The following is a 23,964-nucleotide window of genomic DNA, read 5'->3' on the forward strand; positions in this document are numbered from 1 at the left end:
TCGGGGGCCGGTCTGCTGCATTTCCGGTCCGTGCACCGGAAGGGCCTTCTGCTACGTGCTGGTCGCAGGGGGTGGGGTCAGGCCCGGCTCGATCGACGACCTGACATAGATGCGCGTACTGCCCGGCTGGAATTCGTGCGCGAAGAGGTCGACGCAACGGCGCAGATACCGGCCCTCAGGGGTCTTGAGGTCATCAGGGCACAGACTCACCCGCCGCAGCCCCTCGACGAAGATCTCCGGCTCCGGAAGCTCGAGGTGGGCGAAGGCGGCCGCCGGGCGGTAATCCTTCTCCTCGGGATGGAAGTTCCGGATCATCTTGGTACCCGGCCGGATCAGCCGGGACGTGTACTCGTTCGCCTCCTGACTGGAGAGGGTGAAGACGAGCAGTCCCGTGTCGTGGCGGCTGCCGGTCTTGTATCCGGCCCGCCGGTCCGAAGCCGCCTTCGGGATGCGGATGCCGATCTTCTCGCTCATCCATGCAGGAGTTGCGCCGCTTTCCCAGCAGCAGGTCATCTCATCGTCCGCCCGGTCCGACGACCCATCGTCGGCGAAGTACGCGAACCCTCCGACTGCCGCGGCAACGCAGGCGATGACCGCCAGCACCACGACGCCGAGGACCCGCACACGGCGACGGGCGGACCGCTCGCGAGAGGAATCACCACTGATGCTGTTCATTGAGGGACCTCTGCCGGCCTTCCTGCTGTTCACGCCCGGGATCCGTACGCCCGCCCCCGCGCCCCGGGCTCGTTCGGCTTCGGGAGAAGGTCGCCGTTGGGAGCGGATTTGCCGGGGTCGTAGTGCCTCACCGAACCGCTCCCTGCCATAGAACTCCTGGGTAATGCCTGGTGTGCAGGCGGGCCATCTGCCCGTCCGGAATACTCATCGACGGCGCCCCTGGAACCTCGATGGTCGCATCTCGTCCTTGCCCCGGTTGCACCGGTTCCCTGTTCGGGGCCGCCTTCATCACCTCGTCGATGTGACCGCCGACGAAGCGGCCCTCTTCGCCTTGTGGCTGCGGAACTCGTTCGCACCGGCGCCGGATCTCGTGCGATTCGTCAGCAGCCTCGCCATGGCCGACGGAGAGGAAATGCCGTTGCCCCTTCCGGCCACGGGCGGTGGCGAAGAGGTCCTGGCAGAGATCCGGCGGCACATCGACACGTTCGACGTCTTCTGGGAATTCCGGTCCCGCCGTCGGGCGAACCGGCTTCGCGGGTCGGCGGAAACACGTCCGCCCATGCGAGGCACGCCACCACCCGACGCCCCCCACCCGCCCGATCGAAGTCTTATGGCTTTCTTAGGGCTTGTTGAAGAAGCCCTTCCGGGCCCCCTCCCCGGCCCCCGTCCGCCATAGGCTCTCTCAGCAACCCCCCACAGTCCCGGTGGGCGCGTCCGCGCGCCTACCGGGGTTACCGGCTCGCCGAACCGACGAGGTGCCTGACGCATGAGCTCCCACCGTGCCGCTCGATCCCGCTCCCACGCCCGCCGCAAGGACGGGCCCGGAAAGCGGAACCTCGTCCTGGCACTGGGCGCGCTCACCGTCACGGCCGGCGTCGGGGCGACCTTGCTCACCGGTGGCGGGGATGAGGGCGGCAAGGGGGAGCGTGTGACGACCGCTGCCGACAGCGTTCCCGACACGACGGCCGGCGAGGACACGACCGGCAGCGCCTTGGCCTCGCCGTCCGCGTCCGCGAGTCCCAGTCCGTCGGCCACGCCGAGCCCGACCGCGAGTGTGCCGGTCAAGCCCAAGGCGAAGAAGACCCCCACGACCGCCCCGAAGACCAACGCGAAGAGCGCCAAGGGCACGGGCGGCAGCGGCGGAGGGCGCACGTCGGGCCCGGTGTCCGGTGGGTCCGGCTCCGGGTCCGGCGGGTCGGGCAATTCGGACGGCGGCAGCTCGAACGGCGCCGAGGCGCAGGTCCTCGCCCTCGTCAACAAGGAGCGCGCGTCGGCCGGTTGCTCGCCCCTGACCGCGAACGCACAGCTGACCAAGGCCGCCGACGACTACAGCGACACCATGGCCGCGAGCGGCGTGATGTCCCACACCGGCCCCGACGGGTCCACCATGACCAGCCGGGTGGAGGCCGCCGGATACGCCTGGTCCACGCTGGGCGAGAACATAGCCCGCGGCCAGTCGGACGCCGCCTCGGTCATGGACTCGTGGATGAACAGCCCCGGCCACCGCGCCAACATACTGAACTGCTCGTTCAAGGAGATAGGCGTCGGCGTACACGTCGGCGACGGCGGCCCCTGGTGGACCCAGAACTTCGGCGCCCGCCGCTGACCGGACCCGGTCGGCACCACGCAGCGCGCCGGACCCGCTGACTACTCCCCCGCGTCCGCCAGCGCGAACGACACCCGTACCCGCCCGCCCCCCATCGGCCCCCGCGATATCTCCAGCTCTCCGCCCGCGTCATGGGCCGCCCTGGCCACGATGTCCAGGCCGAGCCCCGTGGAACCGCCGACGCTGACCCCGCGGGTGAGCGCGGTCTCCGGGTCCGCGAAGCCCGGTCCCGCGTCGTCCACCGTCAGCCGCACGCTCCGGTCGTCGCGCTCCACCCGTACGGCGAAGGCGGTGCCCTGCGGGGTGTGCCGGAAGACGTTGCCGATCAGCGCGTCGACGACGGCCGCGAGATCGTCCTCCGGGAAGCGGACCGGCGTACGCCGTGGGGTGAAGGAACGCTCGCACAGCCGCTCCTGCTGTGCCGCAAGCACGGACCAGAAGTCGAGCCGCATCGCGACCACTTCGGCCATCTCCGACGATCTCGACGACACCGTCCCGCCCGCCTGGCCCGCGGCAAGCGGGGTCCGGGCCGCCGTGATGATCGAGTCGAGCTCGGTCTCGAGCTGTTCGACGGCCGCGGTGATCCGTCCGGCTCCCGGTGAGCCCCTGATCAGGTCCACTTCCAGGTACAGCGCGGTCAGCGGCGTTCTGAGCCGGTGCGAGAGGTCGGCCACCATCTCCCGCTCGATGGCGAGCAGTTGGACGACGCGGTCGGCCATGTGGTTGAACGCCGCGCCGGCCTCCTGCAGTTCCGGCGGCCCGTCCGGCTCCACCCGTACGTCGAGGTCGCCGGAGCCCAGGGCCAGGGACGCGCTCTTCAGGCTCCGCGAGGAGCGGACCACCCGGGCGCCCAGCCGGTCGGCGACCAGCACCGAACCGCCCACCAGTCCGATGGCCAGCAGCGCCATCACGCCCCACGACGCCCACACCCCGCGGGTCAGATCCGCGCCGGGCACGTACGACTCGACGACCGCGACCCGGTCCTCGGCGAGGACCACGGGCTGCAAGTAGATCCAGCCGTCTGCGGTGTTCATCGCCAGCGTCTCGCGCTTGCTCACGGCCCGTTCCAGCGCCTGCCGGGGGGCGTGCACCGTGCCGACGAGATCGCCGTCCGGGAGCCGTACGGCCAGCTGGTCGTCGGAGCCCAGGCCCGAGACCGCCTGCTGTACATCGGCCGGCTTCGTCGTCAGGGCGAGTACCGGCGACAGGGCGGCCGCCCGCTGCTCGGCGGCGGTGGTGACCCGGTCCCGGGCCTGTTCGCGTACGAGCAGGGCCAGGGGGATGAGAAAGGACAGCGCGACCATCGTGGTCACGGCGAGGGCGATGCCTGCGAGGGCGCGTCTCATGGTGAGCTGACCAGCTTGATCCCGATGCCGCGCACGGTGTGGAGGTACCGGGGCCGCGAGGCCTTCTCGCCGAGCTTTCTGCGCAGCGAGGAGAGGTGGACGTCGACCGTCTGGTCCTCCAGATACGGCTGCTGCCACACCTCGGAAAGTATTCGCGTACGGGACATGACCTGGTCGGCGTTGGCGGCGAGGTAGGCGAGCAGGTCGAACTCGCGCCGCGTGAGCGAGAGCTCGTGGTCGGCGAGGTGCACGGTACGGGCGAGCGTGTCGATGCGGAGGTCCGCGACCTGGAGGACGGGCTCCCGGTCCCGGTTCGCATCGGGCGCGGACCGCCGCAGCACGGCGGCGATCCGGGCGGCGAGCTGCCCGCCGGAGAACGGCTTGACCATGTAGTCGTCGGCCCCCGCGTTGAGGAGCCTGATGACCTCCCGGTCGTCGTCGCGGGCCGTGGCGACGAGCACCGGCACCCGGGAGATCCCGCGGATCATCCGCAGCACGTCGAGACCGTCCAGATCGGGCAGTCCGAGGTCGAGCACGACGATGTCCGGCGGGCCCTGGGTGACCTCGCGCAGCGCTTCGAACCCCTGGTGAGCGGTCTTGATCGCATACCCGTGCGCACTGAGGACCTCGGTCAGTGCGGCACGGATCACAGGGTCGTCCTCGACGACAAGTACGGAGGCCATGGGCAGGAACGTTAGCCGGTCCGCCAGTATGGTGCCGTGCCCCGGTACCTTCGCTATCTGCTCATCTGGCTGTCGTGCACGACAGCCAGCGTCACGGCCGTGATATTCACGGTCCACTTCGTGGTCGGCTCGACCAGGCCCACGGCGCCGGTGGCGCAGTCGGCACCGGAGGACTTCGCGGCCTCCCCCACACCCTCGGCGCGTCCCACGCGCTCCCCGAGCCCCACGCCCTCTCCGAGCGCCTCCCGGCGGCAGCCTGAGCCGACTCCGACGAAGACGGCCGGCAAGCCGCGGGAGTCCCGGCCGCCGACACCGCGCGCGACGCCGAGCCCGCAGGATCCGACGTCCGACGAGAAGCCGGCCGGGAACCAGGGCTGCCAGGAGGGCGGCTCCGGTGTGCACACCATCTCGTCCCGGGGCGGCAGGGCCACGGTGCGCTACGGCAGCGGCGGGGTGTGCCTGATCTCGGCGGTGCCGAACCAGGGCTTCACGGCGAGTACGACGCAGAGCGCCCCGGAGACGCTGACGGTGACGTTCGCGGCCGAGCGGCAGCGCTCGGAGGTCACGGCGACGACGGAGCCGTCGGACCGGGCGAGTGTGCGCGAGACGTCGTTCTGAGGGCTGTCCCGTGGGCACACCATCTGGCAGCCGCAGGGTGTGGGACGCCCGGGCCGTCCCCGCTCGAGGATGTGCGGTCACTCGAGGACGTGCCGTCAGAAGATGCCGTCAGAAGATGCCGTCGGACATTTCTTCGTAGATCTGGCTCCAGGCGGAATCCTCGTCGGCGAAGGGGTTCCTGTCGAAGGTTTCGATGCTGATCCGGATCCGCTCGGGCGAGAGGTCCGGGTCCACCGCCCTGTCCTTCATGAATTCCTTCAGAACGATCAGAGCGCGCACGAGGGATTCGAGACTCTCATGGATCAGGACGGGCTCACCCTCGCCGTCGTCGGCGAACGAGTAGACCCGGCCGTCCTCCGGATTGAATGCCGCCGTGGCATAGGGGAAATACCCGAGGACGAGCCAGGATCGATACTTCTCGGGAACCGGTACATCCATTTCGGCGGCCCAGGCACCGACATGCACCGAGTCCTCAGAAGGATCTGTCGAAACATTGCGCGCGAGGAACACCGAGTCGGTCGGTATGCCGACATGCGCCAGGAAGGCGGCGGATTGGGCGCCGATCTCCGTTTTCTCATGAACCGCCCGCGGGAAGAACACAACGCCGTCGAGGCCATGGGTCGCGATGATGTCCTGCGCGGTCACGGGGGTCGGGGTCATGCACAGTCCTTGTTCTGTCTTACCGACCATGACTCTTCTTGAGTCCTGCTATGTAGTCGGTGTGCGCCCCGGGCCGACGGCCTATGGAGTCGGTGTGCGCCCCGGGCCGACGGCCATGGGAACACCGGTCTCGGACAGGACCGCCCGCACCGAGTCGTCAGGCAGCAGAACCCCGGCAAGGGACGCGGCCGGGAAGCGGCGCAGGCCCTCCGCCCCGAAGTGGTCCGTCACGGGGTCGGCCGGGTCGTTCTCAGGCACGTGCGCTCCAGGAATCGACGGTGGCAAAAGGCAGGTCGGAGCCTATCGCCCGGGCTCTGGATGCTCCAGCGATGAATTTCGGACCCGGGCACGGTCTCCCCTGGTATGGACTCCACAGCGCAGACCTCCGGCCCCGACCTCCACCCCGCCGCCGACGCGGTGAGGCAGCTCATCACCGGCATCCCGGACGAGCGGCTCGGGGATCCGACCCCCTGTCCCGAGTACGCCGTGCGGGAACTGCTGGCCCATGTCGTCCTGCTGTCCACCGCCTTCCGGCATGCCGCGCGCAAGGACCTCGGTCCGTTGACCGCCTCCAGTCCCGGCGATTCGCGGCCCGTCCTCGGCGACGACTGGCGGGACGTGCTGCCGCGACGGCTGGACGAACTGGCCGACGCGTGGACCGTGCCCGAGGCGTGGGAGGGCGATACGCAAGCCGGCGGGATCACCTTCCCCGCCGCGATCGCCGGCCGGGTGGCGCTGAACGAGCTCGTCGTCCACGGGTGGGACCTGGCCCGGGCCACCGGACAGAAGTACGCCTGCGACGAGGCGAGCCTGCGCGAGTCGTACGGGATGATGAAGCCGGCGCCCGGGGACGAAGAGGCGCGCGGCGACGCGTTCGGACCCGTCGTCGACGTCCCTGCCGACGCGCCGCTCCTCGACCAGGTCATCGGGTTCAGCGGGCGGCGTCCCGACTGGCAGCCGGGGAACTGAGCCGGCCGTCCTCGTGCCGCATCCGGGCGGGCGGTCCCTCGGGAAGCCGCGCCCGGACGGGAGGCGCCCGGTGAGTGACGCCTGGTCGTGGGCCGGAGCCCGGTCGTAGGCCGGAGCCCGGTCCGCGTCCGCCGCCGGTCGGACCCGGCACCCCCGTGACGCCCACCGGAAGCCCCCGATGCACCGTCAGGCCCCGAGCAGCTTCCGCGCGCGCTCCCTCAGCCGCTCGTCCGCCGGGACCATCTCCGGCTCCAGTCCCGACGTCACGACCCGCAGATCGCGTTCGGCCAGCGCCTTCAGCCGGGCACTGACCGTGGGCGTCAGGGCCTCGGGGCCGAGCGCGCCCAAGGCGTCGAGTGCTGTGTCGGCGTCTGCGTTCCGCTCGACGGAGGTCAGGAGTATCTCCGCCGTACGGACAGGGTCCGGCGTCCCGCTGATCGCCTGGAGGGCGCTGATCGCGGCCGGGGCATGGGAGGGGTCGTCCAGCAGACCCTCGAGGGCGGGCGTCAACGCCTGTGCCGCCGGGCCTACATGGGCGGCGGCGAGAGCTGCTTCACGAAGCGACCAGCGCGTCCAGGTTCCGTCGGAAGCCTCGGCCAGGACGCCCCCGAGCACATCGACCGTCTCGTTCGCCTCCCCGGTCAGCCGCCACAGCGCGAGCGCTGTCTGGATGTCCGCGTCGAGCTCGGGAACGGTGCGCCTACGGCCCGCGGGCGTCAGGGCCGAGCGCAACTGCGGGACCAGACAGGCGCCTTCCTCGCCGAGCGCGCCCGCGGTGCGGCAGGCCTCGGGTCCCGCGCTCTGCTCCAGCCGGCGCCGGAGTTCGTCCACCAGCGGGCCGGTCTCACCGGTCAGGTTCCACAGGGCGTCGGCCGCCGCGTACCGGCCCTCCGGCGGCCCCGTGGCGGCTGCACGCCGCAGGACGGCCGCCGTGGCGTCGCGGCTGTCGGGCGGGCAGACCGCCGCGAGCGCCCGGGGCACGGCCGCCGGGAAGCGGTCCATCACCGCGGTCAGTTCGGGCAGGGCGGCCGCCGCCCGCACACCCCAGGCCACCAGCAGGCCGGTCAGCCACACCGGTTCGTTCCCCGCCAGTTCGTCGTCGGTCAGCCGAATGCGGATGGCGTTGAGCAGCTCCGGCGCGTACGGCATATCACGCTCACGCCGCTTTCCGGGGAATCCGCACGCCGCCGCGAGGGCACGTGAGCGGTCGGGGAGGTCGCGGGCGAGCAGCGGGGCGGCCTCGTGCGGCGCGACCCGCACCAGCACCGCGAGTGCCCGGTCCGCCAGGTCGCCGCCCGCTGCGGCGAGCGCGGCCAGCGCCGGGGCTGCCGGCTGCGCGTGGACGCCGAGCTTGTCGAGGACGGGCAGCAGGGAGGCCGTGTGCTCACCGAGCTTCAGCAGGGCCAGCAGGGAGGGAGCCAGCCGGCCCGGGGCGCTGCGGGAGATCATGCAGGCGTGCTCGGCCGCCCACAGCGCCTCCTTCCGGGCCTCGGGGTCCGCGGCGGCCAGGGCCGCCTGGATCAACTCGTAGGCCGAGGAGCGGTCCTGGGCGGTGTCGCGCCGCAGCAGCGTGTCGACGACATGGTGCAGCGGCTCGGTGCGTGCCTGGTCGAAGCGGCCGGCGACATGCCGGTCCGCCGGGAGCAGCGACACCAGGGTGTCCTGGTGCGCGGGCGTCCACGACAGACCGGCGTCCAGGCAGGCCATGGCCGCGACGACCCGCAGCTCGGCGGGTTCACCGGGCGCGATCGCCTGGAGGGCGGCATCCGCGGCCTCCGGGTGGCCGAGCCGCACCAGCGCCGCGAGCACCTCCGCCCGGACACCCGGTTCGGTCTCCTCGTCCCACAACCGGCGCAGCTGCGGCAGGGCGGGAGCGGCACCGGTGCTGCCGGCCGTCCAGACCGCGGCCTGACGCACTCGCGCATCCTGGGACGCGAACAGCGGGAGGATCAGGGGGAGTTGGGCGGCGACGGCTGCCCGGCAGGCGCCGGGGTCGGCCAGTCCGTACACGTCGTCGCTCTCGGCCATGCCACCGAGCAGGACGAGCAGATCGACGGTCCGTGTCCCTGCCGCGGCCAGCCGCGCCAGGAAGGGCACGGCCTGCACGGTGGCTGCGTACACCGTGCCCTGGTGCAGGATGCTGCTCCACAGCTCGTCGAGCGCCTCGGCCGACTGCTCGTCGTCGCCCGCGAGCGCACGCAGCATGCCGGGGAGGTCGTCGGCTTCGCCGTACGCATGCTCCAACTCGGCCCAGCGCACGCTGTCCAGACCGGCGAAAACCTGCTCGTGATCCATGCTTCCGAGCATGTCACGGGGGTCTGACAACGCCTCCGACACAGGCTCCCGCCCCGATGCGCCTGTGGGCGGAGCCCGTGCCCCGTAAATGCGGATGTGCCGTCAGCCGCTCCGGTGCGATGCTCCCGGTATGGCACGACGTACGGCACCACGTGTGAAACCCAGCCTCTACATCTCCGTCGACGTCGAGGCGGACGGTCCGATCCCGGGCCCCTACTCGATGATCAGTTTCGGTGCCGCCGTGGCGGGCCGCCAGGACGCCGACGGTTATGAGCCGGCCGATCCGCAGGCGCGGACGTTCTACCGGGAACTGCGCCCCATCAGCGAGGACTTCGTACCCGAGGCCCTCGCGGTGAGCGGGCTGGACCGGGACGCACTGATCGCCGGGGGCAGCGAACCGGTCGACGCCATGGCCGAGTTCGGTGCCTGGGTGCGGGAGGTCTCCACCGGTGCGCAGCCGGTGATGTGCGGTTACCCCGCCTCCTACGACTGGATGTTCCTGTACTGGTATCTGATCAGGTTCACCGGCGCGAGCCCGTTCGGCCACTCCGGCTGCTTCGACATGAAGACCCTGTACGCCACCAAGGCGCGGCTTCCGCTGCGCGCTGTCGCGAAGGGAACCATGCCGCCGGAGCTCCACTCCACGAGGCGGCACACGCATCACGGACTGGACGACGCGATCGAGCAGGCGGAGCTCTTCAACAACCTCATGGCGTGGCCGGGGCGCTGACCTGGCGGGTCTTCCGCTGCGGGGTCCACGGCCCGCGACAGGGTCGAATTTCCTTGCGGGGAAAGGGTGTACGAGTCGTTCCCGGCTCTGATAGGAAAGCTTCCTAACAGAATACGGAACGACGAACTCCCCCTGGAGGCACGGTGCCCACCCCCCACAAGCGCGCCAAGAGTCCGCTCAGGTTCCTCCCCCGCGTGGCACTCGGCGTGACACTGATCGCGGTGCCCGCCACCGCCTTCGCGGCCAACTCCCCTTCGGACGCCGGCGACGGCCGTTCCACGACCGCGGTGGCCCCGGCCGCCGTCGGGCTCGACGACCCGGCGAAGAAGGAAATCGCCATGAAGATCGTCTCCAGCGCGGAGAACTCCTCGCTGGACTGGAAGGCCCAGTACAAGTACATCGAGGACATAGGCGACGGGCGCGGCTACACCGCAGGGATCATCGGGTTCTGCTCCGGCACCGGCGACATGCTCGACCTTGTCGAGCTCTACACGCAGCGCAAGCCGGGCAACGTCCTCGCCAAGTACCTGCCCGCGCTGCGCAACGTCGACGGCAGCGACTCGCACGCCGGCCTCGACCCGGACTTCACGAAGGACTGGAAGAAGGCGGCCGAGGACTCCGCGTTCAAGACCGCGCAGAACGACGAGCGGGACCGGGTGTACTTCAACCCGGCGGTGAGCCGTGGCAAGAGCGACGGTGTCGGCGTGCTGGGCCAGTTCATCTACTACGACGCCATCGTGATGCACGGCGACGGCGGCGACTCGACCAGCTTCAGCAGCATCCGTAAGCGGGCGCTGGCCAAGGCCAAGCCCCCGGCCCAGGGCGGCAACGAGAAGACCTACCTCAACGCGTTCCTCGACGCCCGTGTCTGGGCGATGAAGCAGGAGGAGGCGCACGAGGACACGAGCCGGGTCGACACCGCTCAGCGGGTCTTCGTGCAGAAGAACAACCTCAACCTGAACACGCCGCTCGACTGGAAGGTCTACGGCGACAGCTTCCATATCGACTGACCGCCTCGAGCCCGCCACACGCGGCCCGGCGTCGGACGGAGAGGGCGCGTACCCGTCGTGGGGTACGCGCCCTCTCGCGCGTCCGCCTCCCTGCCGTCATCGGTGAAGGCTCGCTCAGTGCACCGCCGCCGCCGGTGCGGCCACCGTCGCCCCGTCCGGCTTCCCGCTGCCCTGCCCGTCCTCCTGCACCTCGTCCGAACTGCCCTTCTTTCCCAGGTGGTTGAAGGCGAGGTTGAGCGCGATCGCCACGATGCAGCCGGTGGAGATGCCGGAGTCGAGGACGACGAGCGCGTCCTTCGGGAAGGCGTGGTAGAACTCCGGCGCGGCGATCGGGATCAGTCCGATGCCGACCGACGCGGCGACGATCAGCGCGTTCTCGCCCTTCTCCAGGGCGGCGGTGGCCAGCGTCTGGATGCCGCTCGCCGCGACCGAGCCGAAGAGCACGATCCCCGCGCCGCCGAGGACCGGCAGCGGTACGAGCGCGATCACCGAGGCGGCGACGGGGCACAGGCCCAGCAGGATCAGGATGCCGCCGCCCGCGGCGACGACGAAGCGGCTGCGGACCTTCGTCATCGCGACCAGGCCGATGTTCTGGGCGAAGGCGCTGCACATGAATCCGTTGAACAGCGGGCTGATGGCACTGCCGAGGGTGTCGGCCCGCAGCCCGCCCTCGATGACCCGCTCGTCGGCCGGCCGGTCCACGATCCTGCCGAGGGCGAGCATGTCGGCGGTCGACTCCGTCATACAGACGAGCATCACGATGCACATGGAGACGATCGCGGCGATCTCGAACTGCGGCGCGCCGAAGTGGAAGGGCGTGGGGAAGCCGACGATGTCGGCGTTCTTGATGGCGTCGAGGTTCGCCATGCCGAGCGGCGCCGCGATCACCGTGCCCGCGACGAGGCCGAGCAGGATCGCGATCTGCTGGAGAAACCCGCGCAGGACCTTGCGCAGGGCCAGCACGATCACGAAGGTGAGGGCCGCCATGCCGATGTTCTTCATCGAACCGTAGTCGTCGGCCGTGGAGTTGCCGCCCTGCGACCAGTTGAAGGCCACCGGCAGCAGCGACACGCCGATGAGGGTGATGACGGTGCCCGTGACGACGGGCGGGAAGAAGCGGACCAGCTTCGAGAAGTACGGCGTGAGGACGAAACCGAGCACGCTGGCGACGATGATCGCGCCGAAGATGACGGTGATGCCGTCCGCTCCGCGGTCCCTGCCGATGGCGACCATCGGGGTCACACCGGCGAAGGAGACACCGTTGACGAACGGGAGCCGGGCGCCGACCTTCCAGAAGCCGAGCGTCTGGAGAAGGGTGGCTATGCCGGCGGTGAAGAGGCTGGCCCCCATCAGGAAGGCCGTGTCCGTGGCGCTCAGCCCCACGGCGGGCCCCACGATCATGGGCGGGGCCACCACACCCGCATACATCGCGGCCACATGCTGAAGGCCGCTGGTGAACATCTTCAGAGGAGGCAGGGTCTCGTCGACCGGATGCTTCTCCGTCGGTACGTCCGGCGCTGCCGGTACCGCGTCTGCGTCTGCTGTCGCGTCTGCGGGTGTGTCTGCATCGTTCGGAAACCTGGGCTGTGCGGCCACGGTCGGTTCCTCCGGTCGGTTACACGTCGGCGGTGACGCGGGTGTCAGGGAGGTGGTGCGAAGTGGTGCAGCGGTGAGCCCGGTGCTTCGGGGGTGTGAAGACACGAGTCACCGTCCCGGGAGGCGCGGCACCGATATGCGGTGCCGCACCCCCGGTCACGGCTGCCATGGACCCCGCTCGGGTCCACGGCTTCCGGTCGAGGGCCGTCCCCCTCGACCGGACGCTTGGGTCAGTCCTGTGCGGCGATCCGCGCCAGGCGCTGTGCCTCGTCCCGCGCGGAGCGGGCGATGGCGTCCTCGTCCACCGTGGTCAGGTGGTTGTCCTCGACGACGGTCCTGCCGTTCACGAGGGAGAGGGATACGGGGGCTGCCGCGCCGAAGACGAGCGCGATCACCGGGTCGGCGATGGAGGAGTGGGCGAGCGTGTCCAGCTTCCACAGCACGAGGTCGGCGAGCTTGCCGGCCTCCAGCGAGCCGATCTGCTCGGCGCGGCCGAGGACCTGGGCACCGCCGTACGTGCCGAGGCGCAGGGCTTGGCGCGCGTTCAGGGCGGCCTCGCGGTGGGGGCCGAGGCGGTTGACGAGCAGCGCGTTGCGCAGCTCGGTGTGCAGTTCGCCCGACTCGTTGGAGGCGGTGCCGTCGACGCCGAGGCCGACGGGGACGCCCGCCTTCAGCATGTCGGGGACCCGGGCGATGCCGGCGGCGAGCCGTGCGTTGGAGGACGGGCAGTGCGCGACGCCCGTGCCCGTACGGCCGAAGGCGGCGATGTCCGAGTCGTTCATGTGGACGCAGTGGGCCATCCACACGTCCTGGCCGAGCCAGCCGGTCGACTCGAAGTAGTCGGTCGGACCCATCCCGAAGAGTTCCTTGCAGAACTCCTCCTCCTCGACGGTCTCCGAGCCGTGCGTGTGCAGCCGGACGTTCTTGCGGCGGGCCAGCTCGGCGCCCTGCCGCAGCAGTTCGGTGGAGACGGAGAAGGGGGAGCACGGCGCGACGGCGATCTGCGTCATCGCGTCGAAGGAGGCGTCGTGGTGCTTGTCGATGGTCTCCTCGGTGGCGGCGAGCGCGCCTTCGAGGGACTCGACGGCGAAGTCCGGCGGCAGTCCGCCGGCGGACTTGCCACGGTCCATGGAGCCGCGGGCGAGCGTGAAGCGGACACCCATCTCGCTCGCGGCGCCGATGATCGCGCCGGACAGGTCGCCGGAGCCCCGCGGGTAGACGTAGTGGTGGTCCATGGCGGTGGTGACTCCGCCGCGGGCCATCATGGCGAGGGAGCCCTGTGCGGCCGCGCGGGCCATCGGCTCGTCGATCCTCGCCCACGTCGGGTACAGCGCCACCAGCCAGTTGAACAGGTTGTGGTCGGTGGCGAGGCCCCGGGTGATCCACTGGTAGAAGTGGTGGTGCGTGTTGATCAGACCGGGCGTGGCGAGATGGCCGGTGCCGTCGATGCGGCGGACCACGTTCTCCAGTCCGGCGGGGGCCTGTCCGGCGCCCACCGACTCGATCCGGTTGTCGGCGACGACGATGTACCCGGACGCGTACTCGGTGTCGTCCGCGTCCACGGTCGCGATGGCACAGTTCTCGATGACGATGCGCGAAGCCGCCATGGCGGTTCCTCGTTCTTCCCATTGATGGAACGGGCCCGGGGGTCGAGCGGGGTGACGACCGGGTCCGCGGTTCTGTTGTTGCGCAGATGCCCCCGCTCTCCCCCTGGGACTCAACGCCGGCGCACGCGTCGGGGGTTCAAGCGGTTGGCTACAGGTTGGTCATGTCGACCGGGATCCGCGGCTCGACGCCGTCCCGCAGGATCGTGGCCTCGATCAGGCCGTACGGGCGGTCCGCCGCGAAGTACACCTCGTTGTCGTTCTTCAGCCCGAACGGCTCGAGGTCCACCAGGAAGTGGTGGTTGTTCGGCAGCGAGAAGCGGATCTCGTCGATCTCGCTGCGGCTGTTGATCACCCGCGAACCCATCTGGTAAAGGGTCTGCTGGAGCGAGAGGGAGTACGTCTCGGCGAAGGCCTGCAGGATGTGCTTCTTGGCCTGCTCGTACGACTTCTCCCAGTTGGGCATCCGGTCGTCGTCGCTGGTCCAGTTGTAGCGCCAGACCGAGGAGACGTCGGTGCACAGGATGCGGTCGTACGCCTCCTTGAGCGTCGTGTACTTGTCCTTGACGTAGCCCCAGAACTCCGAGTTGGTGGAGTTCATGACCGTGAGGTCCTTCAGACCGGACAGGACCTCCCAGTTCTCACCGTCGTAGGTGATCTGGGCGGTGCGCAGCTCCTGGCCCTTGCGGGCGAAGGAGTGCCGCACCTCGTCGGAGCCGATGAACTTGGAGTTGGCGTCCGAGGTGGCGATGCGCTCCCAGGAGTACTCCTCGATACGGATGCGCGCCCGGTGGATCGGCTCCTGGGAGGTCACGAAGTGACGGGCCAGGTGGATGCCGAACTGCTCGGCGGACTCGATGCCGTGCTCCTTGGCGAACGCGTACACCGTGTTCTTGGTGGTGTCGGTCGGCAGGACGTTGGCGTTGGAGCCGGAGTAGTGGACGTCGTCCATGTCGCCGGAGAGGGCGACGGAGACGTTCAGGTCCTTGATGTGGTGGGTGTCGCCGTCCCGCGTGATCTTGACGACGCGGTTCTCTGCTTTGCCGTACTGGTTCTGGCCGAGAATCGTGGGCATGTCTGCTAGCTCCCTCGGTAAACGGAGTAGCCGAACGGGTTGAGCAGCAGCGGTACGTGGTAGTGCTCGCCCGGTACGACGGCGAATGTGATCGCCACCTCCGGGAAGAACGCACCGCTGTCCCTTACGCGGGGGGCGTCCTGCTGCGCCTCGGCTTGCTGGTTGGCGTTGTTCTTGTTGGAGAAGTACGCCTCGGTCTCGAAGTCGAGACGTACATGGGTGGTGCCCTCCGGCAGCGCCGGAAGGTCCTTGCACCGCCCGTCGGCGTCGGTGGCGGAGCCGCCGAGCGCGGTCCACTCCGCGCCGGGGCCCGGGCGGGCCGACAGCGCGATGGCGACGCCCTCGGCGGGGCGGCCGATGCTGGTGTCCAGGATGTGGGTGGACACGGAAGCGGTGGTCTCGGTGCTCACAGGTCACTCTCCTTCTACGAGTCGGGCCAGCCGGATCCGGTTGATCTTGACGAGCTCTCCGCGGGCGATCTCCCGCTCCTTCTCGTCGGAGTTCTGGATCCGGACCCTGACCGCGTCCCGCATCTGCTCACCGGTGGCGCCGGTGGCGCAGATCAGGAAGACGTGACCGAACTTCTCCTGGTAGGCCAGGTTGAGTTCGAGCAGTTCGGCCTTCAGCTCCTCGGAGGCGCCGGCCATCCCCCGCTGTTCGCGGGCGGAGGTCGGGTCGCCCGGCTTCGGCCGGCCGATCGGCGGGTGTCCCGCCATCGCCTCGGCCAGATCCGCAGCTGTCAGCTCGGCCATCGCGGCGTCACTGGCGGTGAAGAGGGCCTCGGCGGTGGCGTAGGGACGCTGCGCGAGCAGCTTGTTTCCCCAGGCCGAACTGGCGCACACCTCGTGGAGCGCGGCGGTCGCGTCGCTCTCCGCCGATGTGTTGAACCGGGCGAGGCCCGGCGTCGAGCTCGAAGTCACGGGAGCCTCCGTGGCTGTTTTTCGCTGTGCGTTGGACGGGCTGCGGACAGCTAACGCCCTCCGGCAACATAACGTCAACACTTTGTTGAAAACTCGGTGACACGCGAGCCGCCGCCCGGAGATCGCCGCCACGGGCCGTGACCGGGAGCGATCACAGGGTGAATCGGGGGCCCGCGCTCACTCGCCCTTGGTGCCGTTCTCGCGGTTCAGATAGTTGTAGACGGTGAAGCGGCTGACGCCGAGCGCACCGGCCACCGTCTCGACGCCGTGCCGCACCGAGAAGGCCCCGCGGGCCTCCAGGGAGCGCACGACCAGCTGCTTCGTCCTGCGGTCCAGTTCGGACAGCGGCATGCCGTGACGGCGCTCCAGGGCGGCCAGGATGTGGTCGAGGGAGTCGGAGAGCTGCGGCAGCCGAACCGCTATGACGTCCTCGCCCTCCCAGGCGAGCACCACGTCGTCCGGGCTCGCCTGGCCGGGCTCGACCAGCTCCCCGCCCATCGCGTCGACGAGCGGCTTGACCGCGCGGGCCAGGGGGTGCTCCGAGGGGCCGTTCACTTCTCGCCCTCCCCGACCAGATTGATCTGGAGCGAGACCCGGGTGGCGCCGGCCTCCAGGGAGCGGCGCACGAGCGCGTCGACCGCGGTGAGCACGGCATCGGCGTCGCCCTCGGCCGTGTTGCCGAACGGCCCCACGTCGACGGCGTCGAGTTCGGCCGACTGGACGACCTCACGGGCCACCACGGCATGGGCGGGCGCTTCGTCCAGGTCGAAGGGCTCGGTCGTGAACTCCACTCTCAATCGCACGCGCACAACCTAACGCGAGAGAGGCGAAATCGGAGATGGCCCCTTGACAAGTTCGGCGGACCGCCTGCAATCTTCCGTTAAGCAGAAACTGACTTCCGCAATACGGAAGGAGCGCACAGCCTCATGGCCCCCTCTTCCACGGACAAGCACGGCACCGACCAGCGCTTCGATGTGAACCTTTCGATCCTCTTCACGGAACTCCCGCTCCTGGAGCGCCCCGCGGCAGCCGCCGCGGCGGGCTTCACGGCGGTCGAGCTGTGGTGGCCCTGGATCGAGACCCCCACCCCGGCGCAGGCCGAGCTCGACGCCCTCAAGAAGGCGCTCGACGACGCCGGCACCCAGCTGGTGGGGCTGAACTTCTACGCCGGGCAGCTGCCGGGCCCCGACCGCGGCGCGCTCTCCGTGCCCGGCAAGGAGTCCGACCGCTTCCGCGCCAACATCGAGGTGGCGGCGGACTTCGCCGCCTCGGTGGGCTGCAAGGCGCTCAACGCCCTCTACGGCAACCGCGTCGAGGACGTGAACCCGCAGATCCAGGACACCCTCGCCCTGGAGAACCTGGTGCTGGCCGCCCGCGCGGCCGACCGCATCGGGGCGATCCTGCTCGTCGAGACCCTCAACAAGCCGGAGTCCCCGCTCTACCCGCTGGTGAGCGCCCCGGCCGCGATCGAGGTCATCGACCGGGTCAACGCGGCGACCGGCCTCGGGAACGCCAAGTTCCTGCTCGACATCTACCACCTGTCGATGAACGGCGAGGACGTCAGCCAGGTCATCGCGGCCTACGCCGACAAGACCGGCCACGTGCAGATCGCCGACAACCCCGGCCGCGGCGCCCCGGGCACCGGCTCGCTCCCGCTGGAGCAGCTCCTCGAGGAGCTGACGAAGGCCGGATACGAGGGCTGGGTGGGCCTGGAGTACAAGGCCGGCGACCGGCCGAGCGCCGAGTCCTTCGACTGGCTCCCGGCCGAGGCGCGCGCTGCGCGCTGAACTCACAGACGTACAGAAGTGTTCAGGAAGGCACCCTCATGAGCAATCTCGCAGATTCCCGCCCGGCGATCGCGTGGATCGGTCTCGGCATCATGGGCTCCCCCATGTCCGAGAACCTGCTGAAGGCCGGCTACTCCGTCACCGGCTTCACGCTGGAGCAGGACAAGCTCGACCGGCTCGCCGCGGCCGGCGGCACCGTCGCGTCCTCGATCGCCGAGGCCGTCAAGGACGCCGACGTGGTCATCACGATGGTGCCCGCGTCCCCGCAGGTCGAGGCCATCGCGTACGGCCCGGACGGCATCCTGGAGAACGCCCGGTCCGGCGCACTGATCATCGACATGTCGTCGATCACCCCGCAGACCTCCGTCGACCTGGCGAAGGCCGCCGCCGAGAAGGGCCTGCGCGTCCTCGACGCCCCGGTCTCCGGCGGCGAGGCCGGCGCGATCGAGGCCGTGCTGTCCATCATGGTCGGCGGTGAGCAGAGCGACTTCGACACCGCTCTGCCGATCCTCGAAGCTCTCGGCAAGACCATCGTGCTGTGCGGCCCCCACGGCTCCGGCCAGACGGTGAAGGCCGCCAACCAGCTGATCGTCGCCGTGAACATCCAGGCATGCGCCGAGGCCGTGGTCTTCCTGGAGAAGTCCGGCGTGAACCTCCAGGCCGCACTCGACGTGCTCAACGGCGGCCTCGCCGGATCCACCGTGCTGACCCGCAAGAAGGACAACTTCCTGAACCGCGACTTCAAGCCCGGCTTCCGGATCGACCTGCACCACAAGGACATGGGCATCGTCACGGACGCCGCCCGCAATGTCGGTGCCGCGCTGCCCGTCGGCGCCGTGGTCGCCCAACTGGTCGCCTCCCTGCGTGCGCAGGGCGACGGCGGCCTGGACCACTCGGCCCTGCTGCGCGCCGTCGAGCGGCTCTCCGGCCAGCAGGTCTGAGCAACCGGCCCTCGCTCGGGGCCCCCTGATTTCCGGGCGGCGTCGGCGCTGACACCTGTCCTGTCGCGCCCAGGCGCCGGCGCCGTCCGGAACACCACACTTCGTTTTCAACAAACTGTTGACGCTGCCTCCAGGGCGAAATTACGCTCCTCGCACCGCCGGCCGCATCAACAGCTTCAGTACGGAAGGTCAGACCCGCCACCATGACGCAGCGTGTGCTTACGACCGAGTCAGGCGCCCCGGTCGCCGACAACCAGAACTCCGCCACCGCCGGCGTCGGTGGCCCGCTCCTCCTCCAGGACCAGCACCTCCTGGAGAAGCTCGCCCGCTTCAACCGCGAGCGGATCCCGGAGCGCGTGGTGCACGCCCGCGGCTCCGGCGCACACGGCTACTTCGAGGTCACCGACGACGTCACCGGCTTCACCAAGGCAGACTTCCTCTCCGCGGTGGGCAAGCGCACCGAGACCTTCATCCGCTTCTCCACCGTCGCCGACTCGCTCGGCGGCGCGGACGCGGTCCGCGACCCGCGCGGCTTCGCCCTGAAGTTCTACACCGAAGAGGGCAACTACGACCTCGTCGGCAACAACACCCCGGTGTTCTTCATCAAGGACCCGATCAAGTTCCCCGACTTCATCCACTCCCAGAAGCGCGACCCCTTCACGGGCAAGCAGGAGCCGGACAACGTCTGGGACTTCTGGGCGCACTCCCCCGAGTCCACCCACCAGATCACCTGGCTCATGGGCGACCGCGGCATCCCCGCCTCGTACCGCCACATGAACGGCTACGGCTCGCACACCTACCAGTGGATGAACGCCGAGGGCGACGCCTTCTTCGTCAAGTACCACTTCAAGACCAACCAGGGCATCCGCTGCCTCTCCTCGGAGCAGGCCGCCGAAGTCGTCGGCTCGGACGCCAACTCGCACCAGACCGACCTGCTCCAGGCCATCGAACGCGGCGTCAACCCGTCCTGGACGCTGTACGTGCAGGTCATGCCGGCGGCCGAAGCGGCCGACTACCGCTTCAACCCGTTCGACCTCACCAAGGTCTGGCCGCACGCCGACTACCCGCTCCAGCGCGTCGGCCGGCTGGTGCTCGACCGCAACCCCGAGAACGTCTTCGCCGAGGTCGAGCAGGCGGCGTTCTCCCCGAACAACTTCGTTCCCGGCATCGGCCCCTCGCCGGACAAGATGCTCCAGGGCCGGCTGTTCGCCTACGCGGACGCGCACCGCTACCGCCTCGGCGTCAACCACACCCTGCTGCCGGTGAACGCCCCCAAGGCGACGACGGCGCAGAACTACGGCCGCGACGGCATCATGGCCACCCGCAACGGCTCGCGCCACGAGAAGAACTACGAGCCCAACTCGTACGCGGGACCGGCGCAGAGCGACGGCGCCCAGTCCGCACCGCTCGCCGTGCAGGGCTGGACGGGCACCCACGCGGCCCCCGCCCACGTCAAGGACGACGACTTCTTCCAGGCCGGCGAGCTCTACCGGCTGATGTCCGAGGACGAGAAGCAGCGCCTCGTCGCCAACATCGCCGGCGGGCTGTCCCAGGTCGGCCGGGACGATGTCATCGAGAGGAACCTCGCCCACTTCCACGCCGCCGACGCCGACTACGGCAAGCGCGTCGAGGAAGCGGTCCGCGCCCTGCGCGAGGACTGAGGGCACCGACTGCGCCCAGGAACTGACGGGAGGTCATGTCCTGGGCGCCGAGCCCGCACGGCGGACCCGAATGAGGGGTGGTCCGCCGAGCGGGCGAAGGCGAGGACCGCGGCGGTCGTGCGATGCCAGTGCGGTGGTGAAGGCTCCGGAAGCCGCTTCTTGACCAGAAGGAGGCGGCCTCCCGGGACCAATCGCCGCCGCCGCGGTCCCAGCCAGACAACAGACTCCGTCCGGCGGTGCGAATGTCCTGTCGCGCCAGCCTCGCTCCGTCGGGCGGCACCACATACGTGAGGGCGTGGAGTACGGACGGTCCCGTACTCCACGCCCTCACCTCATTTCCCGGCGCACACCCCGGCCGTACGCCACAATCACCCCATGCCCACGTCGACATTCGCCGCGGTCAACGCCCTCGACGGGCTCCTCGACGAGCTCGGCGTCGGCGAAGCGCGCCGGCGGCAGCTCGACATGGTCCGCGGCGAGATGGACCGGGCGCTGACCCGCGGCGCACTGCCCGTCGGCGCACGGCGCAGCCTGCGGCGCCTCCTCGAAGAGGACGCCATCACCCCGTATCTGCGCCTCGCCGAATCCGGTGCGCTGCGGGCCCGCCGCGTCGCGGGCGGCCACCCGCCCACCTCCGGGCCGACGAACGAGATCCGACGCCGGTGCGTCGACCTCCTGCGCGAGGCCCACGGCATGCCCGCTCCACAACTGGCCGGCGGAGAAGTCGCGTTGCGCCCCGTCCCGCGGCAGGCGACGCTCTCGGCGCTGCGCCGGCAGCTCGACAGGTACCTCGGCGGCGCCATGTCCCCCGCGCAGACCCGACTGACGGCCGTGCTCTGTATGGAGCTGGACACCGCCGCACGCAGCGGCGAGTTGATCGGGCAGCGCCTGGCCCATCTGGCGGACGGCAACGCCGCCGTCTACATCGAGCGGCACCCACAGGGCGGGGCCGTCGTCGGCGCGGAGCCGGGTGAGTGGATCGACACCTCACCGCTGACCCGCGCGGCCCTGGACAGATGGCTGCCGCTGCGCGCGGAACTCGTCCGGCGCACCCACGGCACCAGCAAGCTCTGGGTCTCGCTCTGGATGAACCATGACGGGATCCTCGACGAGGACGGCCGTACCGTACTGCGTCCCGCCGGCATGCCCCTGGAGGAGAACGGCCTCATCACCTCCTACCGCGTCGGCCGTCTGCGCTACGACGGTCTGCGCCCGCTGCTTCCCCTCAAACTGGAGGCGCTGCGCCGGGCGATCGCCGCGGAACGGGAACGCACCACCGCATAGGGGCCGGGGCCCACCCGAGCGCCGCCGGGGATCTCCCGGCCCTGGTCGGCGGCTGACGGAGCAAAAGCGGAGGCGGAGACGAGGGTCGCACCGGCCAGGGTGCCCCAGAGAGCAGCCGGGCCGAGCGGTGCGAGAGCGGTGATGACCGCCGGGGAGACCGCCAGGCCGAAGCCGGTGGAGAGCTCGAAGCGGGCGAGGGTCCGTCCCAGGACATGGGCCGGAGCGACAGCGGTGACGAGCGCGGTGGCGCTGCCGGCATAGAGGATCTCGCCGAGGGTGCAGACCACGGACACCACGGCGACGGCCGGTGCGCCCCAGCCGTGTCCCAGTGACAACGCCGCCAGGAAGCCGAGGTAGGACGCGGCGAGGACCACACCCGCGAGAGCCAGCACCGTCCGCCGGGGGAAGCGGGACATCAGGACGGTCAGCGGAACCTGGAGGGTGACCACCAGCACCGTGTTGGCCACGAAGATCGCCGCCGACCACACCGGGGACGCGTGCAACTGGGTCACCAGGACGAGGGGGAGCGCGATTTCGGGGACATTGAGGCAGAAGGCGTACACCACGTTGGCCGCGAGCAGCGCCCGCATCCGGGGCGGCGGCCCGTCGTCACCGCCCTCGGGCGGGGCAGCGGCCGGATCGGCGCGCAGTCGGACCGACCACGCCAGGGCCGCCGCGGTGAGATACGCCAGCCCGGTCACGGCGGCCAGCGCCTGCAAAGCGGTGGCGCCGCCCGCCAGACATATGGTGGCGAGGAGCGCGCCCACTCCCATACCGGCGTTGCGCAGGGCGCGGCCCGCCGCGAGCGCGGTGTCGCGTTCCCGGCCGTGGGCGACCGTGGCCACGAGAGCCGCATGGGCGGCCGGCCATGCCTGGTTGCCGATGCCGAGGAGAAGCGCCGCCGCCGCGAACGGCCAGACGTACCCCGCCGGTGTGGCCAGCAGCAGGACAACGCCCAGCACCCGCACCAGCATCGATGCCGCCACGACCGTGCTGCGCGCGCCCCGGTCCAGCCATCGGCCGACCGCGGGCATGCACATCAGGCCCACGACGACACCCGCCGTCATGGCGACGCCGGTGGCGGGCGCGGACAGCCTCAGCACCATCACCCCGTAGAGCAGCAGAAAGGGCCGCAGCAGGCCGGTGCCGAGTGCGTCCACGACCAGGGCCACGGCATAGCGGGGGCCTCCAGTGGCACGGACGAGGGCGCGGGGCCGGATCTTGGTGGTGGTTGGCATGGCGTCAACGGTGCGGTCGGCCGCCGGGCTTGCCGCGTCGGTTGACGGACACTGTCAACCGACGCCATCACCGGCCGTCCGGTCGGTGATGATGAGGCGATGACGTTGAGGATCGACATCAGCGGCCTGCCGTCCGAGCGACTGCGGTTCGCCGCCTCCCCGCTGGCCGAGCTGACCGCGATGCTGCACGTACTGGCCGAACCCGGGCATCATCCGCAGCTCGCCGGCTGGGCAGGCGATGTCTGGGCCGGGCTGCGTCCGGAACTGGCCGAGCGGCTCAGGGAGGCCGAGTTCCTCTGGCGTTCCTCACAGGCGGACTTCCTGCTCCCCGCCCGGCCACGGCCCACCCTCGCCGAGGAGCTGGACGACGTGGACCGCATCGACGACGCAACGTATGTGACCGCCGCGCTGGTCACCACGTGCGGCAGCAGCAGGGTCCACTTCGCTGCGCCGTCGCCGCTCACCGACGCGGCGGCGCGCGAGCGGGCCCTGGACCTCGCCCAGGCCCGCGGTGCGCTGCAAGAGGCCTTCGCGGAACGACTGCTCGCCGACCCGGCCGCTGTACGGGCGCGGGTGCGCCACACCCTCGAACAGTGCGCCGAGGCCTTCTTCGACGCCGCCTGGGCGGGCGCCGCCGTGCAGCTCGCCACCGATCTGCGCGTGAAGAACGACCTGCTGAAGCACCACGGCGTCGGGCCGGCACTCGCATCCGTCTCCGCCGCGGTCACCCTGGCACCGGACGGCGACTGCATCTTCGTGGACAAGGTGCAGGACAAGGCGACCTCCGCCCATGGCACCGGCGTCACCTTCATCCCCAGCGTCTTCGGCCGCCCCCACCTGGTGGCCGTCCACGCGCCCGGGTGGCAGCCGGTGGTGCAGTACCCCGTGGCCGAGCCGACTCCATCAGAGCCGGTATCACTCGACACGGTCACACTCCGGCTGGAGGCGCTCGCCCATCCGGTACGGCTGCGGCTGCTGCGCACCCTCGCCCGCGGCCCGCACACCACCAGCGAACTGGCCCACGCCTGGGAACTCTCACGCCCCGAGGTCTCCCGCCACCTCGCCGTCCTGCGCCGCGCGGGCCTGCTCACGGCACAGCGGGACGGCCGGTACGTCCGTCACATCCTCAAGCCGGCCGAACTGACGGCGCTGGGCTCCGATCTGCTGGCGGCCGTGCTGCGCTGAGCGGCTGCGCCGGAACGCCGGCCGCCGCCCTCCTCGGGGCATGGTCCGGTTCTGTCGGCTGCCCGGCAGCCGACCACGGGA

24 protein-coding genes are annotated in these 23,964 nt (G+C 70.4%); 10 read left to right on the forward strand and 14 right to left on the reverse strand.

Going from position 1 to position 23,964, the window contains the following annotated elements; translation table 11 throughout:
• Positions 1 to 51 precede the first annotated feature (51 nt).
• Complete coding sequence (locus tag RPQ07_RS07745; protein ID WP_313943319.1) at positions 52 to 675, reverse strand: hypothetical protein; 624 nt, start codon at positions 673 to 675, stop codon at positions 52 to 54.
• Between the two features lie 766 nt (positions 676 to 1,441).
• Between RPQ07_RS07745 and RPQ07_RS07750 the strand changes: the two genes are divergently transcribed.
• Positions 1,442 to 2,281 carry a CAP domain-containing protein gene (locus RPQ07_RS07750; protein WP_313943320.1) on the forward strand — a complete coding sequence of 280 codons (840 nt, stop codon included), beginning with the start codon at positions 1,442 to 1,444 and terminating at the stop codon, positions 2,279 to 2,281.
• A gap of 41 nt (positions 2,282 to 2,322) precedes the next feature.
• On the opposite strand, the gene RPQ07_RS07755 is transcribed toward RPQ07_RS07750, so the two are convergent.
• Both RPQ07_RS07755 and RPQ07_RS07760 read right to left on the reverse strand, forming a co-directional pair.
• Positions 2,323 to 3,627 (reverse strand): HAMP domain-containing sensor histidine kinase, encoded by a 1,305-nt coding sequence (locus tag RPQ07_RS07755; RefSeq protein ID WP_313943321.1) that lies wholly within the window; start codon positions 3,625 to 3,627, stop codon positions 2,323 to 2,325.
• Positions 3,624 to 4,310 carry a response regulator transcription factor gene (locus tag RPQ07_RS07760; RefSeq protein ID WP_313943323.1) on the reverse strand — a complete coding sequence of 229 codons (687 nt, stop codon included), beginning with the start codon at positions 4,308 to 4,310 and terminating at the stop codon, positions 3,624 to 3,626. The genes RPQ07_RS07755 and RPQ07_RS07760 overlap by 4 nt, the downstream gene beginning before the upstream one ends.
• Before the next feature lie 36 nt (positions 4,311 to 4,346).
• Here RPQ07_RS07760 and RPQ07_RS07765 point away from each other — a divergent pair, with 36 nt between their 5' ends.
• Positions 4,347 to 4,928 (forward strand): hypothetical protein, encoded by a 582-nt coding sequence (locus RPQ07_RS07765; protein WP_313943324.1) that lies wholly within the window; start codon positions 4,347 to 4,349, stop codon positions 4,926 to 4,928.
• Between the two features lie 108 nt (positions 4,929 to 5,036).
• Here the strand turns inward: RPQ07_RS07765 and RPQ07_RS07770 are convergent, their stop codons facing one another.
• Both RPQ07_RS07770 and RPQ07_RS07775 read right to left on the reverse strand, forming a co-directional pair.
• Positions 5,037 to 5,588: an SUKH-4 family immunity protein gene (locus RPQ07_RS07770; protein ID WP_313943325.1), complete on the reverse strand. Its 552-nt coding sequence runs from the start codon at positions 5,586 to 5,588 to the stop codon at positions 5,037 to 5,039.
• Positions 5,589 to 5,669: 81 nt separating this feature from the next.
• Positions 5,670 to 5,846 carry a hypothetical protein gene (locus RPQ07_RS07775; protein ID WP_313943326.1) on the reverse strand — a complete coding sequence of 59 codons (177 nt, stop codon included), beginning with the start codon at positions 5,844 to 5,846 and terminating at the stop codon, positions 5,670 to 5,672.
• Positions 5,847 to 5,951: 105 nt separating this feature from the next.
• Here RPQ07_RS07775 and RPQ07_RS07780 point away from each other — a divergent pair, with 105 nt between their 5' ends.
• A complete protein-coding gene (locus RPQ07_RS07780) occupies positions 5,952 to 6,557 on the forward strand; it encodes a TIGR03086 family metal-binding protein (RefSeq protein WP_313943328.1) in 606 nt (201 codons plus the stop codon).
• 186 nt (positions 6,558 to 6,743) lie between these two features.
• On the opposite strand, the gene RPQ07_RS07785 is transcribed toward RPQ07_RS07780, so the two are convergent.
• Positions 6,744 to 8,852 (reverse strand): HEAT repeat domain-containing protein, encoded by a 2,109-nt coding sequence (locus RPQ07_RS07785; protein WP_313943329.1) that lies wholly within the window; start codon positions 8,850 to 8,852, stop codon positions 6,744 to 6,746.
• A 130-nt stretch (positions 8,853 to 8,982) separates the two neighbouring features.
• Here RPQ07_RS07785 and RPQ07_RS07790 point away from each other — a divergent pair, with 130 nt between their 5' ends.
• Both RPQ07_RS07790 and RPQ07_RS07795 read left to right on the forward strand, forming a co-directional pair.
• Positions 8,983 to 9,582 carry an exonuclease gene (locus RPQ07_RS07790; protein ID WP_313943330.1) on the forward strand — a complete coding sequence of 200 codons (600 nt, stop codon included), beginning with the start codon at positions 8,983 to 8,985 and terminating at the stop codon, positions 9,580 to 9,582.
• Between the two features lie 143 nt (positions 9,583 to 9,725).
• Positions 9,726 to 10,592, forward strand: a complete 867-nt coding sequence (locus tag RPQ07_RS07795; RefSeq protein WP_313943331.1) for a chitosanase — start codon at positions 9,726 to 9,728, stop codon at positions 10,590 to 10,592.
• Positions 10,593 to 10,706: 114 nt separating this feature from the next.
• Here RPQ07_RS07795 and RPQ07_RS07800 read toward each other — a convergent pair whose 3' ends face one another.
• From RPQ07_RS07800 to RPQ07_RS07830, 7 genes are all read right to left on the reverse strand, one after another.
• Positions 10,707 to 12,188, reverse strand: coding sequence for a nucleobase:cation symporter-2 family protein (locus RPQ07_RS07800; RefSeq protein WP_413777710.1), 1,482 nt, complete (start codon positions 12,186 to 12,188; stop codon positions 10,707 to 10,709).
• 230 nt (positions 12,189 to 12,418) lie between these two features.
• Positions 12,419 to 13,795, reverse strand: a complete 1,377-nt coding sequence (locus RPQ07_RS07805; protein ID WP_313943332.1) for an 8-oxoguanine deaminase — start codon at positions 13,793 to 13,795, stop codon at positions 12,419 to 12,421.
• A 148-nt stretch (positions 13,796 to 13,943) separates the two neighbouring features.
• Positions 13,944 to 14,867, reverse strand: coding sequence for a factor-independent urate hydroxylase (gene pucL / locus RPQ07_RS07810; protein WP_313943333.1), 924 nt, complete (start codon positions 14,865 to 14,867; stop codon positions 13,944 to 13,946).
• A 5-nt stretch (positions 14,868 to 14,872) separates the two neighbouring features.
• A complete protein-coding gene (uraH, locus tag RPQ07_RS07815; protein WP_313943334.1) occupies positions 14,873 to 15,277 on the reverse strand; it encodes a hydroxyisourate hydrolase in 405 nt (134 codons plus the stop codon).
• A 3-nt stretch (positions 15,278 to 15,280) separates the two neighbouring features.
• A complete protein-coding gene (uraD, locus tag RPQ07_RS07820; protein WP_313943335.1) occupies positions 15,281 to 15,787 on the reverse strand; it encodes a 2-oxo-4-hydroxy-4-carboxy-5-ureidoimidazoline decarboxylase in 507 nt (168 codons plus the stop codon).
• Positions 15,788 to 15,964: 177 nt separating this feature from the next.
• The gene (locus tag RPQ07_RS07825) at positions 15,965 to 16,342 is read right to left on the reverse strand and encodes a helix-turn-helix domain-containing protein (RefSeq protein ID WP_313943336.1); all 378 of its coding nucleotides are present in this window, start codon (positions 16,340 to 16,342) and stop codon (positions 15,965 to 15,967) included.
• The gene (locus RPQ07_RS07830; RefSeq protein WP_313943337.1) at positions 16,339 to 16,590 is read right to left on the reverse strand and encodes a thiamine-binding protein; all 252 of its coding nucleotides are present in this window, start codon (positions 16,588 to 16,590) and stop codon (positions 16,339 to 16,341) included. The genes RPQ07_RS07825 and RPQ07_RS07830 overlap by 4 nt, the downstream gene beginning before the upstream one ends.
• A gap of 123 nt (positions 16,591 to 16,713) precedes the next feature.
• Between RPQ07_RS07830 and RPQ07_RS07835 the strand changes: the two genes are divergently transcribed.
• From RPQ07_RS07835 to RPQ07_RS07850, 4 genes are all read left to right on the forward strand, one after another.
• Positions 16,714 to 17,574 carry a TIM barrel protein gene (locus RPQ07_RS07835; protein ID WP_313943338.1) on the forward strand — a complete coding sequence of 287 codons (861 nt, stop codon included), beginning with the start codon at positions 16,714 to 16,716 and terminating at the stop codon, positions 17,572 to 17,574.
• Positions 17,575 to 17,612: 38 nt separating this feature from the next.
• Positions 17,613 to 18,515: a 2-hydroxy-3-oxopropionate reductase gene (locus tag RPQ07_RS07840; protein ID WP_313943339.1), complete on the forward strand. Its 903-nt coding sequence runs from the start codon at positions 17,613 to 17,615 to the stop codon at positions 18,513 to 18,515.
• Between the two features lie 203 nt (positions 18,516 to 18,718).
• Entirely contained in the window at positions 18,719 to 20,176 is a 1,458-nt protein-coding gene (locus RPQ07_RS07845) for a catalase (RefSeq protein WP_313943340.1), read from the forward strand.
• A 375-nt stretch (positions 20,177 to 20,551) separates the two neighbouring features.
• Positions 20,552 to 21,460 carry a hypothetical protein gene (locus tag RPQ07_RS07850; protein WP_313943341.1) on the forward strand — a complete coding sequence of 303 codons (909 nt, stop codon included), beginning with the start codon at positions 20,552 to 20,554 and terminating at the stop codon, positions 21,458 to 21,460.
• On the opposite strand, the gene RPQ07_RS07855 is transcribed toward RPQ07_RS07850, so the two are convergent.
• Positions 21,373 to 22,698: an MFS transporter gene (locus tag RPQ07_RS07855; RefSeq protein ID WP_313943342.1), complete on the reverse strand. Its 1,326-nt coding sequence runs from the start codon at positions 22,696 to 22,698 to the stop codon at positions 21,373 to 21,375. The genes RPQ07_RS07850 and RPQ07_RS07855 overlap by 88 nt on opposite strands.
• Before the next feature lie 99 nt (positions 22,699 to 22,797).
• Here RPQ07_RS07855 and RPQ07_RS07860 point away from each other — a divergent pair, with 99 nt between their 5' ends.
• The gene (locus tag RPQ07_RS07860; protein ID WP_313943343.1) at positions 22,798 to 23,883 is read left to right on the forward strand and encodes a helix-turn-helix domain-containing protein; all 1,086 of its coding nucleotides are present in this window, start codon (positions 22,798 to 22,800) and stop codon (positions 23,881 to 23,883) included.
• The last annotated feature ends 81 nt before the right edge of the window (positions 23,884 to 23,964 follow it).

This window comes from Streptomyces sp. AM8-1-1 (assembly GCF_032229325.1).
GTDB lineage: Bacteria > Actinomycetota > Actinomycetes > Streptomycetales > Streptomycetaceae > Streptomyces > Streptomyces achmelvichensis.

Coding starts and splice junctions, on each gene's coding strand:
- RPQ07_RS07745 (WP_313943319.1), bottom strand. CDS start 675: ATGAACAGCATCAGTGGTGATTCCTCTCGCGAGCGGTCCGCCCGTCGC.
- RPQ07_RS07750 (WP_313943320.1), top strand. CDS start 1,442: ATGAGCTCCCACCGTGCCGCTCGATCCCGCTCCCACGCCCGCCGCAAG.
- RPQ07_RS07755 (WP_313943321.1), bottom strand. CDS start 3,627: ATGAGACGCGCCCTCGCAGGCATCGCCCTCGCCGTGACCACGATGGTC.
- RPQ07_RS07760 (WP_313943323.1), bottom strand. CDS start 4,310: ATGGCCTCCGTACTTGTCGTCGAGGACGACCCTGTGATCCGTGCCGCA.
- RPQ07_RS07770 (WP_313943325.1), bottom strand. CDS start 5,588: ATGACCCCGACCCCCGTGACCGCGCAGGACATCATCGCGACCCATGGC.
- RPQ07_RS07780 (WP_313943328.1), top strand. CDS start 5,952: ATGGACTCCACAGCGCAGACCTCCGGCCCCGACCTCCACCCCGCCGCC.
- RPQ07_RS07785 (WP_313943329.1), bottom strand. CDS start 8,852: ATGGATCACGAGCAGGTTTTCGCCGGTCTGGACAGCGTGCGCTGGGCC.
- RPQ07_RS07790 (WP_313943330.1), top strand. CDS start 8,983: ATGGCACGACGTACGGCACCACGTGTGAAACCCAGCCTCTACATCTCC.
- RPQ07_RS07805 (WP_313943332.1), bottom strand. CDS start 13,795: ATGGCGGCTTCGCGCATCGTCATCGAGAACTGTGCCATCGCGACCGTG.
- pucL (WP_313943333.1), bottom strand. CDS start 14,867: ATGCCCACGATTCTCGGCCAGAACCAGTACGGCAAAGCAGAGAACCGC.
- RPQ07_RS07835 (WP_313943338.1), top strand. CDS start 16,714: ATGGCCCCCTCTTCCACGGACAAGCACGGCACCGACCAGCGCTTCGAT.
- RPQ07_RS07840 (WP_313943339.1), top strand. CDS start 17,613: ATGAGCAATCTCGCAGATTCCCGCCCGGCGATCGCGTGGATCGGTCTC.
- RPQ07_RS07845 (WP_313943340.1), top strand. CDS start 18,719: ATGACGCAGCGTGTGCTTACGACCGAGTCAGGCGCCCCGGTCGCCGAC.
- RPQ07_RS07850 (WP_313943341.1), top strand. CDS start 20,552: ATGCCCACGTCGACATTCGCCGCGGTCAACGCCCTCGACGGGCTCCTC.
- RPQ07_RS07855 (WP_313943342.1), bottom strand. CDS start 22,698: ATGCCAACCACCACCAAGATCCGGCCCCGCGCCCTCGTCCGTGCCACT.
- RPQ07_RS07860 (WP_313943343.1), top strand. CDS start 22,798: ATGACGTTGAGGATCGACATCAGCGGCCTGCCGTCCGAGCGACTGCGG.